The organism is Sphingobacterium sp. WOUb80 (assembly GCF_050058145.1).
Lineage (GTDB): Bacteria > Bacteroidota > Bacteroidia > Sphingobacteriales > Sphingobacteriaceae > Sphingobacterium.
Genome location: NZ_CP165617.1, coordinates 3,996,428 through 4,014,767, shown reverse-complemented (window position 1 = coordinate 4,014,767; position 18,340 = coordinate 3,996,428). Strand labels below are relative to the sequence as shown.

Below are 18,340 nucleotides of genomic sequence, written 5' to 3'. Positions count from 1 at the left end.
TTATTAAAATATTTTTCCTTCCCTTATCACAAGGGTCTGCAAAGGTACATCTATTATTCTATATTTTAAAATCTATTTTACTTATTTTATTGAAAACGAGGTGAATTTAAAACGAACCCCGCTAATCTCAATATTTTTACAACTTCCTCGAATGAATATTGTTACATTAGTTAGTATATTGCAGGAAGAATTTTTAAATTATTATAGCGGAAGTAGATGAGATTGAATTTTTTAGATAAACGAGTTTTTTTAAGTTTTATTGGTTTATTCATTGTGGCTCTGGGCTCATTGCACGCACAGTCTACGGATAAGAAGCCTAAACCGTACGATGCACGATTCAAAAACGTACAGGAGATATTGAAGCAAGGGAAAATTGGTCCTGGAATGGACTCTCTGGACGCCATAATCGCAGATTATCCGCAAGCCGATGATATCTATTTTACAAAAGCAATTCTGCTTGCGCAGATGAGAAATCAAGATGGTGCGATCGAAGCCATAAAAGAAGCTTTGGGAATCCAATCTAAACCCGAATACCTCAGTTTTGCTGTCGATGCTTTTAAAAGTAAAAACGACGCTGATAGTGCATTAATCTATCTCGATAAGCTGATTGATCAGGATGATAATAATACCGCTTCGCTCAAACGTGAACGTATTATGCTTCTTTTCAACGGTGGCTACAAGGATGTCGCGCTGGAGTATTTCTATAAAACAAAAGAAATTGCAACGGCGTCAGATACATTGGATATGGTTGGTAGCGTGTTATTAAACGATGCCGGGAATTATAAGGCCGTAATTGATCTGTTAAAACCTTGGGCAGATAAGGGGACTTCTCTTGCGCAAGTGTATGGTCAGCTGGCTCAGGCTTACAATCTTTCTAAAAATTCGAAGCTTGCATTGGACTATATTAATAAAGGTATTCAGACGACAAAGGAGGATTTTCTTTATTTTGATTTGGCAGATCTTTATCGATTTGATAAAAAGATAAAATTATCTTTCGATGCCCTTAAACAAGGATTTCAATCTAAGAAAGTTGACTTCGCAGATAAGAATCGAATTATAATGACCTTGTTGAATCCGAAAGGCCCCTATACAAAAGACCAACTTTTGGAATTGGCCAATATCTTGGTTGAAGTTCATCCGCGGATTGCGGAAAGCCATATGGCCAAGGGACAAGTACTCTGGTTGAAAGACGATAAGTCTGCGGCACAAAGTTCCCTAGCCGTAGCTGTCAGTATGAATCCCTATCAGATTGATGCTTGGCGAATGTTGATGAGCTTGGATATGGACAAGGGAGAATTTGATCAGGCAATTGCTCATGGTGGTGAGGCATTACATTATGTCGCCAACAATGCAACTATACTTTATTTTACAAGTATGGCTTATCTGATGAAAAAGGATATGGATAATAGCCGTAAGTTTATGGAAGCCGCGCTTAATAATGCGCAGGATGATTCTCCTTTTCTACAAGCTAATATTTATGGGGGATTAGGCGATATTTATAACTCCCTTAAAATGTATAAAGCTTCTGACGCTGCTTATATCGAAGCTATTCGGCTGGATAGCACAAATGTGACGGCTATGAACAATTTAGCATACTATTTGTCGTTAAGAAAAGAACGGCTTGATGACGCAACAAAGTATGCAGCAATGGCGACGAAGTTGCAGCCTAATAATGGAACTTTTGAAGATACGTATGCTTGGGTGCTGTTCGCGAATGGAAAATATGAGGATGCGCTTGTATGGATTCAAAAAGCATTGAAGAACACAAATCCTCAAACTTCGGTTTTGCTGGAACACTACGGTGACATTTTAATGAAACTGGGAAAAACAACCGAGGCTATTAAACAATGGAACTTAGCTTTAGAAAAAGGGGGGGATACGGAGGAAAATAAGCTGAAATTGAAAAAGAAGATTGAGACTAAAAGTTATGTGGAATAAAATTGTTTGGGTATGTGCGGTGGTCTTTTTGCTTTCTTCTTGTAGTTCTAAGAAGAAGCTGCTAAAAGGTGCTGACCTCAAAGCTGAAAATGAATTGATCATAAAGGATAATACAAGGGAAGCAAAAAAAAATAGCTTACGAAATCTTTTTTTGACCAATTTGAATTATTCTACTTTTTCCGGAAAAGCTAAAATGCGTCTTGATCTTGGAAAGGACAATTACGATGTCACTTCGAATATTAGAATAGAGAAAGACAAGAGAATCTGGATTTCCATTTCTGCTACATTAGGTATCGAAGTGGCACGCGTGCTGATAACGCCCGATAGTGTACAGATCTTAAATAAATTCCAAAGTGAATATATGGTTAAACCATTTGATTATCTATATCGTTTTGCCAGTCCAGATCTGACTTTTGGAAACTTACAGGATCTATTGCTTGCCAACCTGTCCATGAATCTACTGTCCGATATCGATCAGGTAAACTTTAAACAGGATTCGATGTCTGTTCAGCTTGATGGTAAACTGAATGAGCTGGATTTCCTATATAAATTAAACAATAACAATAGACCTTATCAATTTAGATTAGCGCAACTCTCCAAAAAACAGTTGCTGGAGGCTAATTATGGTGAATATGCCATGGCTTCCGGACAGGAATTTCCGATGCTGTTAAAAATGATTATCTCCGATGGCCGCCAAGAGATAAAAACAGAGATAAATTTCAACAAAGTGACTTTTAATGAACCAGTCGAAATGCCTTTTTCAGTATCGTCACGTTATAAAGTAATCCGATGAGAAGCTGTCTATTTCCATTAGATTTATTACTTTCGCAATTAGTTTGCTAAAGTTAGGCGTAAACTGATAGGGTAGAAAGATGGCAAACACAAAAAAATAGTACTGTAAATGAACTTTAAAAAGACGATACTTAGTATAGCTGCTTTCCTATTCATGATTGGAATTTCATCGGCACAGACTCGGGCTGAACTTGAAAAACAGCGCGAGAAGCTCAATCGTGAAATTGCTGAATTACAGAATACGGTCAAAGAGATTGCAAAAGAAAAATCACTGACCCAACAACAAGTGACAGCATTGAGTAAGCAGATTAATTTGCGCGAGCAGAAGATAAATACCATTACTTCGGAAGTCGCTGTCATCAATAAGCATATCAACGCAAATACGGCTGCCGTAAGTAAGTTGAAGGCTGAGTTGGAAAAGATGAAACGTGACTATGAGAAGATGGTGATGTTTGCGTTCAGAAACCGAAATGCATACAATAAATTGATGTTTATTTTTGCGTCGAAGGATTTCAATCAAGGGTTCAGACGGGTAAAGTACCTACAACAGTTTAACGATTCCAGAAAGCTGAAAGCTGCTGATATTGAAAACACCAAGAAGCAGATTGAACAAAAAATCGCTCAATTGCAGGCGGATCGAAATAAACAGGTTGCCTTGATGAAAGAGCAGGAAAATGAAAAGAGAACCATATCACAGCAACGATCTGTTTTTTCAGGACAATTGAGCGATCTGATTGTTACAGAACGTGGGGTGAAAAAAGATATTACGCAAAAGCAAAAAGAAGAACGTCGTATTAATGCAGCCATTAAAGAAATCATTAGAAGAGAGATTGAAGCTGAACGTCGACGAGCTGAGGCGGCACGTCGTGCGGCAGAAGCAGCAGCGGAGCGTAACCGCAAAGCGAATGAATCTACATCGAATACAAAAGGTAAGAGTAATACAAAAACGAATAGTTCGAAAATGTCGGAATCAGAAGTGCTCCGTAGTACACCAGAGGCGGTAAAGCTTTCGAATGATTTTAGATCCAATCGTGGTAGTTTACCTTGGCCTGTTTCTAATGCGAAGATCATGCAGGATTTTGGAGGAGAAAGCGTTGGAAGGAATGTGAATGTGGAACATATATCTGTGAAGATTCAAACTTCTAGTGGCGCAGCCGTTAAAGCAGTTTTCGCAGGAGAGGTAAGTAGTGTTTTAACAATGTACGGTCAGCGAATAATCATGATTAAACACGGTGAGTACTATACTGTCTACAATAATATGGGAAGTGTAAGTGTTTCTAAAGGACAGAAGGTAAGTACAGGTCAGACTATAGGAACGGCAGATGTGGACTCAGATACAGGTGTACCAATGGTCGATTTCTCTGTTTATCAAGGGTCAACACCACTGAATCCGATGTCGTGGTTGGCGAGATAAGAAATAATTACTATATTTAATAATTATCATTACATTTGTAAAGAGAGAGAAAAGTTTTAGTTTAAAAGAATTGAAAAACAAGAAATTATAGTTATGTCAACATCATTATTAATCATGGGAATCGGGGGGCAAGAGTTAATTGTCATTGTAGTAATATTGTTACTATTATTTGGTGGCAAGAAGATTCCTGAATTGATGCGCGGATTGGGTAAAGGAGTAAAGGAATTTAAAGAAGGCCAAAAAGATGAGTCTTCACCTGAAAAAAAATCTGAAGTAGAAGATAACAAATAAGGGAGATTTTGATCCCATATAGTATAGATACGATTTTGTGAGGAACAAAATCGTATTTTGTTTTATACTCGACCTGTTGCAAAATAGGACGAAAACCATTTTTATACTAAAATCCATTTCTAAGCGTTTAGATTATTGTTGATTTTTCAGCAGATGAATCAAACTCGGATTTAACAGTAAATTTATGATCGGAAAACAGACGTTAATTTCAATACTAGGAGGGGTATGCTATGTGCTGCCACTCATGGCCCAAGAAAGCGCTGTAGAAGGCATGAAAGAAGCCGCCCATACCTTCTTTCAAAAAAGCATCGAAAAAGAAAAACAAGAGATTTACCAGTACCTAGACAGTATAAAATCTTCCGGAAATAACCGACAGCATGATGGCGAAATTACAGATGAAGATATACAGCTCGTACGGAAATTAAAGGCAATAGAACGTGAGGTTCCATTGGAATACTCGCCACGAGTGAAAGATCTGGTTGCTAAATATACGTCGGATAATTATAATCCTTATATGTGTAGGATGATGGGACTAGGACAATACTATTTCCCATTGTTTGATAAAATCATGGATGAAGTCGGCGTGCCACGCGAACTTAAATATTTAAGTGTCGTTGAATCATCTTTAAATCCACGTGATATCTCTAGCGCCGGAGCAACAGGCTTATGGCAATTGATGTACTATGAGGCCAAAACCTATCATCTTACTGTAGACAGTTATACTGACCAACGTATGGATCCGATTGCTTCAAGTTATGCGATCGCAAAGATCTTGAAAGAAGCTTACGATGAGTATGGTGATTGGTTATTAGCGATAGCATCCTATAATGGTGGTAAAGGCGCTGTTAGCCGTGCGATTCAACGCTCGGGCAAGGATAAGGCTACCTTTTGGGATATCGCTCCATATCTGACGCAACAGACGCAAAACTATATCCCTAAATTTATTGCAATGACATATGCGATGAGATATGCGGATGAAAATGATATTAATGCGGCGGATACCGAACTTTCATTGCGGACGCAGGCATTAGATATCAATAAACGGATTTCACTGAATCAAATAGCGGATGCTTTGCATGTGTCGAAAGAGACATTACGCGCATTGAACCCTAGTTTTAAAAAGAATGTATTAAACGGTACTGAAGACTCTCCATTACGACTAGTTTTACCTGTAGTAGATAAAAAGATAGCCACAGAGGAATTGTATGCCGCTCTTAATACGCCAGTACCTTCGGCAGATATCAGTCAGACTGAAAATTTAGGAGAGTCCCTTCGAAATGGCAGATATAAGGTTAAAGTTGGGGAGACATTTGCTTCCATCGCTGATAAGTTTGAGGTAACCGTACAGGATATAAAATCCTGGAATAATCTGCGTGGCAATCAGATTGTCCCTGGGCAAAATCTACTGATAAAAAAGGAGGATGATTTCGTAAATGCTAAATTAGCTCGTAACACAGAAAGATCTTCAAAGAAGAGCCAACAACGTGCCTCTAATGCTACGCGTACAGCGTATTATGTTGTGAAGAAAGGCGATACATTATCTGATATTGCAGAGAAAAATGGTACGTCGGTCGGTCGGCTTAAAAATGAAAACGATTTAAGTGGAAACCGGATAAAACCGGGGATGAAATTGAAAGTCTCAAAAAAATAACAGCATGGTTAAATTAACCATGCTGCATCTTCTTCTTTGTCAAATTCTTCAAGAGTAACAGTAACATGTTCTCTTAATATCGTGGAAAGCTTCGTGCCATAGTAGTCACTAAATATTGGAAACTTATGGTGGCTTCTGTCAATTAATACAGCCGTTCTCATTTTCTTAAGCGGAACATTCAGGAATACCCCTAATCCATAAGCTAATGCTCTGCCGCTATTCAGTACATCATCAACGAGGATAATCGTCTTATCTTTTGCGATATCAACAGGCAAGTCTGTGCTTGCACTTAACGATCTACTGGTTTTTTTCATAGTGACCTTAATCAACAGGATTTCCTTGTTTGAAATGTCCTGCAAGATTGCTTGTAGACGTTTTGCAAATACATAACCCCGGTCAGCAATACCTACTAATACGAGTGTTTCATCTTCAAAATTGTCTTCCAAAATTTGATAGGCAATTCGAATAGATTTTTGTTTTATTTGTTCTTTATTTAAGATGAGCGTTTTCTTTGAAGACATAATAGTATTCCAATGATTATAGAGTAAAAATAGGATATTATATTGTATAAAAAAAGTCCAAAACGAGTTAAACGCTTTGGACTTTTCCGAGATCAAATCAATTTTTATTAATTCAATTTGTTATCTTTTTCTGCTTTTAATATTTCCGCAGTAAGCGATCTATTATCTTCTGGTAAACGACCTCCATTGTAATAATAACGTCGCCAGTAAGGTTCATCTAAGTTGCTGATCATGACGCCTTTGCTTGAAGATGCATGTGCAAATTTATTGTCCCCGATATAAACACCCACATGGGTGATACTTTTACTTCTAATTTTGAAAAATACCAAATCGCCTGCTTTAAGTTCATTCTTTTCGACAGTTTTGACTTGAGAATACTGATTTCTGCTATTATAACCTAATGAAGTGTTAAACACTTTATCGTATAATTCATAAGAAAATTTAGAACAATCAATGCCTCTTTTTGAATCTCCCCCTAAACGGTATGGAGTACCTAGCCATTCGTAAACAAATTGATAGAGTTTGGTATTTGTTGTTGCTGAGACTGCAACTCCCATGATTTGTGAAAAGTATTCTTTCGCTAGGTTATCAGGATCTGATTCTGGTTTGGAGTTTCTGTTGGTTTGTGCCTGCGACACTAGACATAAGCCGATAAATAGCATTGACGCTATAAATTTCTTTGTTTTCATTAAATCGCTTTTTTGTACAACATTTAACTTTTAAAAATTCAACACTGTCATCTATTTTGGACAGCACTGTTGCGAATATAATACAATATCAGTTTAAGGTCAAATTTATTTTAAGCTATTTAACGAAATTTTAACAATTTTAACATCTTGGTAAGGCTGTTTTGGGCATATTGTGAATTAATAGTACTGTCAATCATTGACTACATAAAGTAGATCCTTTGCTACATATAAAAACAATGCTATTATGATAGAATGCCACTTTATTGGGGTTCCTGTTGTGAATCTTAAAAAAAATATTAATTTTCTTTGGTAAAGTGATAATATTTGTTCTATATTTACAAAACATAAGCAAAAGCAATGAACACAAATACAATTATTACATCGATTATTATTACCACCGGGATAAAACTTAGGAGGAAGTAGTTTCGTTGTATATAATTGTAGACACAATATTTAGAAGCGCTTTCCTCAACAAAGGAAAGCGCTTCTTTTTTATCACAAAAATCATCAATCTAAACAAACAGTATAAAACAGTATGAAAGTTTTAAAATTTGGAGGAACATCGGTTGGAACGGTAGAAAGTCTCAAGGCGGTCCTGAGCATTGTTAAAAAATCTTATGATGCAAAGGAAAAGCCATTAGTTGTATTGTCAGCCATGTCAGGTGTAACAAACTTGCTTACTCAGTTGGCTGAGGACGCAGCGGAAGGAAAGTCCTTTTCCGATGGCCTAAAGTCCTTAGAGGATAAGCATTTTACGGTTGTGAAAGAGCTTCTGGCTGTGAAATACCAAAATCCTGTATTTACAAAGCTGAAACTATTTTTTAATGAAATAGAGGACCTTCTCCAGGGAATTTTTGCACTAAAGGAACTAAGTAATCAGAGTAAGGATTTGATCCTTAGTTATGGAGAACGTTGTTCGAATTACATGGTATCCAAGGTCATGGAGCAATATATTCCTGAGTCTCTATTTGTAGAAGCCTCTCATTACGTGAAAACTGATTCAAATTTTGGTAATGCTCATTTAAATGAAACGCTAACCGAACAATTGGTGAAATCGCTGTACATCACGCATGGCGATAAACTTCTGTTTGTCACTGGTTTCATTGGTAGTAATGAAAATGGCCGTATCACAACATTAGGACGAGGGGGCTCGGATTATACCGCAGCTATTTTCGGATCAATACTGGATGCGACAGCGATCGAAATTTGGACCGATGTAAATGGCATGCTAACTGCTGATCCGCGGATTGTGAAGAAAGCTTTTTCGCTACCTGTATTATCTTATACAGAGGCCATGGAACTATCATATTTTGGTGCGAAGGTGATTTACCCGCCGACAATGATTCCGGCCTTTTTAAAGAAAATACCGATTGTTATTCGTAATACCTTTGAACCTGATTTCTCCGGGACAGTGATTCAGTTTGATAGTGGAAAAACTGCGCTACCAATAAAAGGAATTTCTTCAATATCAGATATTTCGGTAATTAACCTGAGTGGATCAGGTATGATTGGTAAATCGGGCTTTAGTGGACGTCTTTTTACACTCTTGGCTAGAGAACAGATCAATGTTGTATTGATCACACAGTCTTCTTCAGAACATAGTATCACATTTGCCGTCAATCCATCGGAAGCCAAACGCGCTATACAATTGATCGAAGTTGAATTTGAACTGGAAATTCAAGCTAATAAACTGGTCGTTCCGGCGATCGAAGATAATCTATCTGTTTTGGCCATTGTGGGTGAAAATATGAAAAGAACACCAGGTATGTCTGGGCGGTTATTTGCCGCTTTGGGCCGTAATGGGATCAATGTTCGTGCTATTGCTCAAGGATCATCTGAATACAATATATCTGTTATTATTGGTAAAGGTGATTTGGCTAAGGCGCTCAACGCTGTGCACGACGCTTTTTTTGCGGAATTAAAGAAAACGCTGCATGTATTTAATATCGGTACAGGTAATATCGGTGCAACGCTATTTAAACAATTGGAAAATCAACACGATTTCCTACTGGATAAGAATGATATTGAAATTAAGGTTGTCGGAATTTCAAATAGCCGTAAGATGCTTTTTAATACCGAAGGTGTCGACTTAAGCAATTGGTCCGATGAGCTTGCTAAGAATGGAACCGAATCAGACTTAGCATTATTTGTTGAGCGGATGAAAACGCTGAATTTACCAAACTGTGTATTTATTGATAATACGGCTAGTAAACTTCCAGCAACCTACTACGAAGATATTTTTAAATCCAATATTTCGATTGTCACTTGTAATAAAATTGCCAATTCAGGCAAATATGAACAATACAAAAACCTCCGGGATACTGCGCATAAACATGGTGTAGATTTCTTTTATGAAACCAATGTAGGGGCAGGGTTACCTATTGTCAGAGTTCTTAAAGATTTGATGTTGAGTGGTGACCGTATAGTGAAGATTGAAGCGATTCTCTCCGGAACAATATCGTATATTTTTAACAATTTTAAAGCGGATGCTTCCTTCTATAATGTGGTAAAACAAGCGCAAGAACTGGGATATACCGAACCAGATCCAAGGGATGATTTAGGTGGTATAGATTTTATGCGTAAAATGCTAATCTTAGCAAGAGATGCAGGATATGCTATTGAAGCAGAAGATGTGGACCTTGGTGCAATTTTACCTCCAGCTTGTTTGAAAGCGGATACAGTCGATTCTTTTTATACAGAACTGCAAAGGGAAAATGGATATTTCGAAGAAATGAAGAAGAAAGCTGCCGATGAAAATAAAGTAATCCGTTACATCGGAAAGCTGGAAAGTGGAAAGGTTTCTATTTCAATTCAGTTTGTTGATGAAAACCACCCTTTTTATGCATTATCAGGTAGCGATAATATTATATCATTTACTACAGAACGCTATAAAGAACGTCCTCTTGTAGTGAAGGGGCCTGGAGCAGGGGCTGAGGTGACGGCCGCAGGTGTATTTGCAGATTTGGTAAATGTTGGAGCATAAAAGAACAAGGGAAAATAATTATTACGTGATGGCCAATAATTTAAATGTAGAATATCTGAAGGGTAAAGTAATCAATTTAGACAGCATGCTGTCGGAAGTTCGTGTCTTTGCACCTGCAACTGTCGCAAATATGATTTGTGGTTTTGATATATTGGGATTTGCTGTTGAAGAACCCGGCGATGAAGTGATTATGCGGCGAACGCAACAGCCCGGAGTTACAATCCGGACAATTACAGGTGACGATGGAAGACTACCGCTGGATCCTGGCAAGAATACTGTTTCCGCCTGTGTTCAATATCTACTACAGGCATTGAATATATCTTCAAAGGTAGGGGTCGAAATTGAGTTGCATAAACATATGCCTATTGGTTCTGGATTGGGATCCAGTGCGGCAAGTACCGTCGCAGGGCTTTTTGCCATAAATACCATGCTTGGCAATCCGTTGACTAAAGAAGAATTGTTGCCATTCTGTGTGGAAGGTGAGCGTTTGGCCTGTGGAACAGGACACGCTGATAACGTTGCTCCAGCGCTCTATGGCGGCATAACATTGATCCGGGGAAATGAACCCCTAGATGTTATCTCCATTCCTTCACCAAAAGAACTTGTTGCAGCAGTTGTTTTCCCCCAGGTGGATGTACCGACACGCGATGCGAGACAGCTTATAAAAGATAAAGTCTTATTAAAAGATGCTGTGACCCAATGGGGTAATATAGCCGGGTTAGTAGCTGCTTTATTCAAAGAAGACTACGGCCTCATTGCAAGAAGTATGAAAGATATTCTTATCGAACCTACCCGTGCAATTTTAATCCCCCAGTTTTATGAGATGAAAGAAATTGCTTTGAAAAACGGGGCATTGAGTTTCGGTATCTCTGGCTCAGGACCTTCTGTCGTAGCAATAACACGGGACGAAAAAATTGCGAAGGATATTGCAGACAAAATTCAAGCTCATCTCAAAGAAAATGAGATTGAAAGCTTTGGATATGTTTCCCGAGTCAATGTGGAGGGCCCTAGAATATTGGATTAAAAATTATTTATAGAATCGAGGTCTATAACTCTGAGGTTAAATTGATACTTACCTCATAGAAGATAACAAAGTGAAATATTCATGTTCTAAAAACACAAGTACGAATGAAGATACCTGGATATTCCATATGACCTTTAAAAAACAGATTATTAGCATATGAAATTTTATAGCACAAATAATAAAACATTAGAAGTTTCTTTTAAAGATGCGGTCTTCAATTCTCTTCCTGCAGATAAAGGATTGTATATGCCAGAAATGATCCCTCAATTGGATCCGCTATTCATTAAAAATATTCAACAGTATTCCTTGCAAGAGATTGCATTCGAAGTCGCCAATACTCTATTGGGAAATGATATCCCCAAAGAAGATTTAAAGCAGATCGTGAACGCTGCCATTAACTTTGATGCTCCAGTAAAATTCTTGACCGACAGCACAGCTGTACTTGAACTATTTCATGGACCGTCTTACGCCTTTAAGGATTTTGGAGCTCGGTTTATGAGTAGGGTCATGGGCTATTTTTCAAAGACGGATGATAAATTACTGGATGTTCTTGTCGCGACATCCGGCGATACCGGTGGTGCTGTAGCTTTAGGCTTCCTTGGTGTAGAGGGGACTCGCGTAACGATCTTATACCCCAAAGGTAAAGTCTCTGATGTGCAGGAATTACAGCTAACTACAAATGGTCAGAATATAAGGGCGATTGAAGTAGAGGGAACGTTTGACGATTGCCAGGCATTAGTAAAACAGGCTTTTAGTGATGCCGAACTCAATGCCGTGTTGCGTTTGACCTCCGCCAATTCAATCAATATAGCACGGCTGATCCCACAGACATTCTATTATTTTTATGCGTATGCACAATTGAAATCACAGGGAATTAATGAAGTCGTGTTTACGGTGCCTAGTGGTAATTTTGGTAATATTGGAGCAGGTCTATTGGCTTATAAAATGGGACTTCCTGTAAAGCATTTTGTCGCTGCAACAAACGTCAATGATACCGTGCCCAGATTCCTTTCTTCTGGTAAATATGAGCCATTGCCTTCAATTCAGACATTAAGCAATGCCATGGATGTTGGGAATCCGAGTAACTGGGTACGTATCCAGGATCTCTTTGGTGGTCAAATGGCCAAATTAAAAAATATGCTCTCTTCCTATACTTTTACAGATGAAGAAACAAAAGAAGGAATGCAAGAACTGTTTGAAGAATTCGGGTATATCGGCTGTCCCCATACGGCAATCGCATGGCTTGGTGCCCGATCTTATGCGAAAGAAAATCCTGGCCAGTATGCGTCGGTGTTCTTATCCACAGCACATCCCTGCAAATTCCCTGATGCAATAGCTGCAGATGTATTCGGAAAAATAGTGTTGCCTGTCGGTGCAGAAACATTGCAAGGAAAAGAAAAATTAGCGGAACCTTTGAAAGTGGATTTTGAAGCGTTCAAAAAATATTTAATCAACCATAACTAAACGCCGAGGGCTCCTTTAGGAGCCCTTTTTTATACCAAGATAGGCATCAATGTAATTCTTTAATTCAATTTTTTTGTCTTTATTCGAGATTAAATCATAGATCGGTAAGGGGGTATATCTGTCAAAACTGACGAAATCTCCATTCTCTTCGGTTAATGTGTTTAACCATGCGCTGACATCAATGTTATTTTTTATCGGATGCATATCAAATAATCTAAGATCAGCACCTGAAACAAAAGCTAGAATTTTCCAATCTTTAATGACTTTGTCTTCAAGTACAGTTTTTTTGTCTAAATATTTTATGAGATTTACGGATGCTCCCTTTGAACAACTCAAAATAACATGTGTCCCGTACTTTTTTATAATAAGTTCAGGGCTGTTGTTTTGAACAAAATCAATGAAGTTTTGATTTTGAAATTTCGACTCTTCCGCTGCAGAGAAAATAGCACTGTATTGAAATCTTTCAGAATAATAGTTTGTTAGTTGCACTGTCTGGTCTGAGGGAATGCGTGCCAATGCATCTGATTCAGTTGTAGTGAGTTGCTCCCCGTCAAAATCAAATTTTAATCTCAGATTTCTCAATAGTCTTTCCTTACTAATATCTTCGATAAATGTTCCTCCGCCTGTAGAGCCTGTTGTTCTGAAGATATAGGAAGATTGTTTTAGTTTTTCGGTATCAAGGATTTTCGCGCGTAGCCCCTTGTTGACAAAAAGTAGGTTTTCTTTTGCATCATATCCGTAACCAACCAGAAAATAAGGCTCAGCTTTAATTTCTTGGCTGACTTTCATCTCTATTTTGTCAAATGTAGATGAATTAACAAGCTCGAGATCTTCCTCATTTTTAATTTTGAGTTCATGATCTGATTTTTTACACGAAAATAATAGGGTAATAATTGTTGTGGTTAAAAATAAGTGTTTTAAATTCATTTTGTAAATATACGAGAATAATTGTTTCTTTTGTTTTTTATGACAAATTAAGAAGCATGGTTTTGCAATTAATAAGTTAATTTTGCAACAATGAAATCAGTTTATTTGAATAAGGGTAAGGATAAAGCTGCCTGGCAATTGCATCCTTGGGTATTTTCTGGAGCAATTAAATCATTGTCCGATAAAATTGAAGATGGCGAAGTTGTTGGCGTTTACAATGCTGAACGTGAATTTATCGCCTATGGTCTATTTCACAATAGCTCACGTGTAGCCATTCGTCTATTGGAATGGAATCCTCAAACACAGATTGATGCAGATTGGTGGCGTGCCCGTATTCAAAAGGCAGTAGCTGCTAGACAGCATCTGCTACAAGACGGCGTTACGAATACTGTACGTATGATTTTTGCAGAAGCAGATTTCCTTCCAGGACTGATTGCAGATAAATATGCTGATTTTATTTCCATTCAAGTTCACTCCGTAGGAGTTGAAAAAGTCAAATCAATTATTATCGATGAACTGAATGCTTTATTGCAACCTAAAGGAATCTACGAGCGGAGCGACCTGAAATCGCGCGAACATGAGGGGCTTCCCGATACAAATGGTCTTTTGCATGGCGAGCTTCCGTCTGAGTTTGTCGATGTTATCGAAAATGGTATTCATTATAAGGTTAACATTATTGATGGACAAAAATCCGGATTCTATTGCGACCAACGTGAAAACCGCCAGCTGACAGCCAATTACGTTTCAAATAAACGAGTCCTAGACTGTTTTTGCTATTCTGGAGGCTTTACGTTAAATAGCTTGAAAAATGGAGCATCAGAAGTGGTATCCGTTGATAGTTCGGCTCTGGCTATTGAAACACTGGAAAAGAATATTACTGAAAACGGTTTTGAACCGGAGCGGCACAAAGCAATATTGTCTGATGTAAATAAACAATTGCGGAAATTCATCGATGAGGGTGAGAAATTTGATCTGATCGTTTTGGACCCCCCAAAATATGCGCCTTCCCGATCTGCTTTGGAGAGAGCATCACGGGCTTATAAAGACTTGAACCGTCGTGGGTTGATGCTGCTAAACAGTGGTGGGTTATTAGCGACTTTTTCTTGCTCAGGTGCGATGGATATGGATACCTTTAAACAGGTACTCGCTTGGGCAGCATTGGATGCCGGTAAGGAAATTCAGTTTATCAGACAATTTCATCAACCTGAAGATCATCCTGTGCGGGCATCATTTCCCGAAGGCGAGTATCTGAAGGGATTATTGGTACGTGTAGTATAGATATATGAAGATAGTTTGGGTTGGTTTGTGAAAATCAACCTTTTTAATTTTTGAATGACGTTATGATCCAAGAGAAAGCGAGTAGACCTATTTTTTCGATTTTGTTTGCCGTGAGCATGGTGCATCTGTTGAATGACATGATTCAGGGAGTGATACCAGCAACCTATCCTTTACTCAAAGAAGAGCATCATTTGAGCTTTTCTCAAGTGGGGATGATTACAATGGTTTATCAGATAGCCGCTTCAATATTCCAGCCTGTTGTAGGCTCATTTACAGACAAACATCCTGTGCCATATTCGCAGATTATAGGGATGTCTTTTTCACTCCTTGGTATGCTTTTGTTTTCGAAAGCACATAGCTACGAATGGATCTTATTTTCTGTATTTCTGGTAGGGATTGGATCTTCAATCTTTCATCCCGAATCTTCGCGCGTTGCCTATATGGCATCGGGTGGACGGAGAAGTATGGCGCAGTCTATTTTTCAGATCGGTGGAAATGCGGGTACCGCTATGGCGCCCATCATTGTCGCTTTCTTAGTTTTGCCGAGAGGCCAGCAAGCAATCGCTTGGATGTGTTTATTCACGATTCTCGGTCAATTTATATCTTATTATATTGGCACCTGGTATAAAAAGAGACTTCAAAGTACAGCAAGATCAATGAAGCGAACGATACGAGTCCCCGATTTATCCAATAGTCGGATTGTTATGACTGTTATTATCCTCTTATTATTGATCGTGTCGAAATACTTCTATATAGCAAGTATCACAAACTATTTTCAGTTTTATACAATCAAAAAATTTGGGATTAATGAAGTAGAAGCTCAGGTTTATCTCTTTTATTTTCTTATTGCAGTTGCTGTTGGAACTTTGTTGGGAGGGGCATTTGGGGATCGATTTGGCCGCAAATATGTCATCTGGTTCTCGGTCTTGGGCGTTGCACCATTTGCATTGGCATTACCCTATGTAGGACTTACGATGACGGGTGTATTAATTGTAGTGATCGGTTTAATATTATCTTCGGCCTTTCCGGCAATTATCGTTTACGCACAAGAACTGTTACCTAAAAAGTTAGGTATGGTATCAGGCTTATTTTACGGTTTTGCGTTTGGAATGGGAGGGATTGGCTCTGCTGTACTTGGCTGGCAGGCAGATCATACTTCCATTGAGTTTATTTATCACCTATGTTCCTATCTGCCATTGATTGGTATTGTGGCATATTTTCTTCCCAATCTACAAAAAACATCTTACAAAGAAATTTAGATTTGACATACAGGCACATATTAACGAAAGAGCGGATGGTCAAAATATCCGCTCTTTTTCTTCTTGTTATCTCTACTATTTGATACAGTCCATCCATGCGGATGCCATCATTTGTGCCCCAGCGAGTGTCGGATGTACGCCGTCCGCAGCCCAATAGGCACCAGAGGCGTTCTTTTGGGCATTGTCAAATACTTTTTGATAAGGGATTAGAATTGCTCCAAATTCTTTGGCGATCTCACGAGCGGATTCTTGGTAAGCCAAGAATTTTGGATACCAAGCTTCAGTAATGTGACCTACACCCTTTACTGCAAAAGGTTCCCCAATGATTAGTTTGACATTTGGAAGCTTTTGAAGTGTTTCCTGTAGTAACTGTTGGTATTGGGATTTATATTCCTCAACGGTCGTTTGCGCTCCCCGGTCGATTGTTCGCCAGAAATCGTTTACACCGATCAAGATGCTTAATACAGTTGGTTTAATAGCTAAAGTGTCTTCCGACCAACGCTTTTGAAGATCGGGTACACGATTTCCACTAATACCTGTATTATATACCTTTAGTTTCTTTGCCGGATATTTATTTAAAAGTTGACTGGCCGCCAATAAAGCATAACCATGCCCCAGTGCTGCGGTGTCATTGGCATTTTTGTTATTTCTATCACGGCCTACATCTGTAATGGAATCGCCCTGAAATAAAATAATGTCGTCGTTATTTAAACTGATTTTTGAGGAATTAGCTGCTGATTCGTGCGCGAATACATCGTTTCCCAGTAAATTGGCGCCAGTCAATAGACCAGTGCCAATAATGCTTTTTTTGATAAAAGATCTGCGGTTTGTGTTCATTATTAGGTTTTTGTTATGTTTAAAGTTACATACTTTAAGCATATTTTTCCAAACCTTTTATAATGATGTTACAAGCTTTTTCGATTTCAGAGTCTGTAATCGTCAATGGAGGTGCCACACGCAGTGCTGTTTCACAATGCAGATACCAGTCTATCATAACACCGTTTTCTGCACAGTACTTGCTGACATTGTAAACTTGATCAAAAGAATCCAACTGTAGACACATCATAAGGCCCAATCCTCGGATTTCTTTGATTGCAGGGTGCTTGAGCTTCTCTTTAAATAAAAGTGCTTTTCGTTCTACTTGTTCAACCAGTTTTTCTTCTTTGATGACCGCTAGTGAAGCCCGTGCTGCTGCACAACTCACAGGATGGCCCCCAAAAGTCGTGATGTGTCCAAGCATAGGATTATCCTTAATAACGTCCATCACTTCTTTGGCTGCAACAAATGCGCCCAAGGGCATACCGCCACCGATGCCTTTGGCAAGCATCAGAATATCCGGAACGATAGCAAAATGCTCAAAAGCGAATAAACGACCCGTGCGGCCAAAACCAGTTTGGATTTCATCAAAGATCAGTAGAGTACCTGTTTCATCACAACGTTTTCTGACGGCTTGCATATAATCGATATCAGGTACCCGAACACCAGCTTCCCCCTGAATAGCTTCAAGGATAACAGCAGCAGTTTGTTCGGTAATCTTTGTTAGATCTTCCAGGTCATTAAACTGGATAAAATCTATTTCGGGTAGGAGTGGAGCATACGCTTTACGATACTCGTCGTTTCCGATAAGACTGAGTGCACCCTGGGTACTTCCGTGGTATGCTTTTTTCGCCGCGATAATCTGTTTGCGACCCGTATATTTCTTTGCTATTTTCATGGATCCTTCTACCGCTTCAGTTCCACTGTTGGTGAGGTAGACCGATTGAAAATTAGTAGGAAGTTCTGCTAATAATTCTGTGGCAAATTGTACTTGTGGAGCCTGCACAAATTCACCATAAACGGTGACATGTAAGTACTGGTCCAATTGTGATTTTATAGCTTCTAAAACCTTCGGATGACGATGGCCTATATTGCTGACATTAAAACCGGAGACCAGGTCCATGTATTCTTCTCCATTGGGGCCGTAGAGGTAGACCCCCTCCGCCTTGACCACTTCAACTAATCTAGGTGAGCTAGACGTTTGAGCGGTATTCATTAAAAATAATTCTCTGTTGCTTAACATGATCTTACAAATGTCCGAAAATAAAAAAGAAGTCTTCAAGACTTCTTTTT

15 protein-coding genes are annotated in these 18,340 nt (G+C 38.7%); 10 read left to right on the top strand and 5 right to left on the bottom strand.

The window, feature by feature from the left end; all coding sequences use genetic code 11:
- Nucleotides 1-216: 216 nt before the first annotated feature.
- The 5 genes from AB1Z56_RS16840 to AB1Z56_RS16820 all read left to right on the top strand — a co-directional run bounded on the left by AB1Z56_RS16840 (nucleotide 217) and on the right by AB1Z56_RS16820 (nucleotide 6,086).
- The gene (locus tag AB1Z56_RS16840) at nucleotides 217-1,938 is read left to right on the top strand and encodes a tetratricopeptide repeat protein (RefSeq protein ID WP_309367116.1); all 1,722 of its coding nucleotides are present in this window, start codon (nucleotides 217-219) and stop codon (nucleotides 1,936-1,938) included.
- Entirely contained in the window at nucleotides 1,928-2,731 is an 804-nt protein-coding gene (locus tag AB1Z56_RS16835; protein ID WP_309367115.1) for a DUF4292 domain-containing protein, read from the top strand. Before AB1Z56_RS16840 ends, AB1Z56_RS16835 begins: the two co-directional genes overlap by 11 nt.
- A gap of 108 nt (nucleotides 2,732-2,839) precedes the next feature.
- Nucleotides 2,840-4,144, top strand: a complete 1,305-nt coding sequence (locus AB1Z56_RS16830; RefSeq protein WP_309367114.1) for a murein hydrolase activator EnvC family protein — start codon at nucleotides 2,840-2,842, stop codon at nucleotides 4,142-4,144.
- 93 nt (nucleotides 4,145-4,237) lie between these two features.
- On the top strand, nucleotides 4,238-4,435 hold the full coding sequence (tatA, locus tag AB1Z56_RS16825; protein ID WP_046671996.1) for a twin-arginine translocase TatA/TatE family subunit: 198 nt from the start codon (nucleotides 4,238-4,240) through the stop codon (nucleotides 4,433-4,435).
- Nucleotides 4,436-4,619: 184 nt separating this feature from the next.
- Entirely contained in the window at nucleotides 4,620-6,086 is a 1,467-nt protein-coding gene (locus tag AB1Z56_RS16820) for a LysM peptidoglycan-binding domain-containing protein (protein ID WP_426789705.1), read from the top strand.
- 8 nt (nucleotides 6,087-6,094) lie between these two features.
- Here AB1Z56_RS16820 and AB1Z56_RS16815 read toward each other — a convergent pair whose 3' ends face one another.
- Entirely contained in the window at nucleotides 6,095-6,607 is a 513-nt protein-coding gene (locus AB1Z56_RS16815; RefSeq protein WP_309367112.1) for a phosphoribosyltransferase family protein, read from the bottom strand.
- 107 nt (nucleotides 6,608-6,714) lie between these two features.
- A complete protein-coding gene (locus AB1Z56_RS16810; protein ID WP_046671999.1) occupies nucleotides 6,715-7,296 on the bottom strand; it encodes a C40 family peptidase in 582 nt (193 codons plus the stop codon).
- 535 nt (nucleotides 7,297-7,831) lie between these two features.
- On the opposite strand from AB1Z56_RS16810, the gene thrA reads away from it, so the two are divergent.
- The 3 genes from thrA (at nucleotide 7,832) to thrC (ending at nucleotide 12,767) form a co-directional block, all read left to right on the top strand.
- Nucleotides 7,832-10,279, top strand: a complete 2,448-nt coding sequence (gene thrA / locus AB1Z56_RS16805) for a bifunctional aspartate kinase/homoserine dehydrogenase I (RefSeq protein ID WP_426789704.1) — start codon at nucleotides 7,832-7,834, stop codon at nucleotides 10,277-10,279.
- 85 nt (nucleotides 10,280-10,364) lie between these two features.
- Nucleotides 10,365-11,303 (top strand): homoserine kinase, encoded by a 939-nt coding sequence (locus AB1Z56_RS16800; RefSeq protein ID WP_309367173.1) that lies wholly within the window; start codon nucleotides 10,365-10,367, stop codon nucleotides 11,301-11,303.
- Nucleotides 11,304-11,459: 156 nt separating this feature from the next.
- The gene (gene thrC / locus AB1Z56_RS16795; RefSeq protein WP_309367110.1) at nucleotides 11,460-12,767 is read left to right on the top strand and encodes a threonine synthase; all 1,308 of its coding nucleotides are present in this window, start codon (nucleotides 11,460-11,462) and stop codon (nucleotides 12,765-12,767) included.
- Between the two features lie 15 nt (nucleotides 12,768-12,782).
- Here thrC and AB1Z56_RS16790 read toward each other — a convergent pair whose 3' ends face one another.
- Entirely contained in the window at nucleotides 12,783-13,694 is a 912-nt protein-coding gene (locus tag AB1Z56_RS16790; RefSeq protein ID WP_426789703.1) for a hypothetical protein, read from the bottom strand.
- A 90-nt stretch (nucleotides 13,695-13,784) separates the two neighbouring features.
- On the opposite strand from AB1Z56_RS16790, the gene AB1Z56_RS16785 reads away from it, so the two are divergent.
- Together AB1Z56_RS16785 and AB1Z56_RS16780 are read left to right on the top strand one after the other, a co-directional pair.
- Complete coding sequence (locus AB1Z56_RS16785; RefSeq protein ID WP_426789702.1) at nucleotides 13,785-14,972, top strand: class I SAM-dependent rRNA methyltransferase; 1,188 nt, start codon at nucleotides 13,785-13,787, stop codon at nucleotides 14,970-14,972.
- Nucleotides 14,973-15,034: 62 nt separating this feature from the next.
- Nucleotides 15,035-16,231, top strand: a complete 1,197-nt coding sequence (locus AB1Z56_RS16780) for an MFS transporter (RefSeq protein WP_309367107.1) — start codon at nucleotides 15,035-15,037, stop codon at nucleotides 16,229-16,231.
- A 75-nt stretch (nucleotides 16,232-16,306) separates the two neighbouring features.
- On the opposite strand, the gene AB1Z56_RS16775 is transcribed toward AB1Z56_RS16780, so the two are convergent.
- The gene (locus AB1Z56_RS16775) at nucleotides 16,307-17,068 is read right to left on the bottom strand and encodes an SGNH/GDSL hydrolase family protein (RefSeq protein ID WP_313268420.1); all 762 of its coding nucleotides are present in this window, start codon (nucleotides 17,066-17,068) and stop codon (nucleotides 16,307-16,309) included.
- A gap of 34 nt (nucleotides 17,069-17,102) precedes the next feature.
- Complete coding sequence (locus AB1Z56_RS16770; RefSeq protein WP_426789701.1) at nucleotides 17,103-18,290, bottom strand: aspartate aminotransferase family protein; 1,188 nt, start codon at nucleotides 18,288-18,290, stop codon at nucleotides 17,103-17,105.
- Nucleotides 18,291-18,340: the final 50 nt, after the last annotated feature.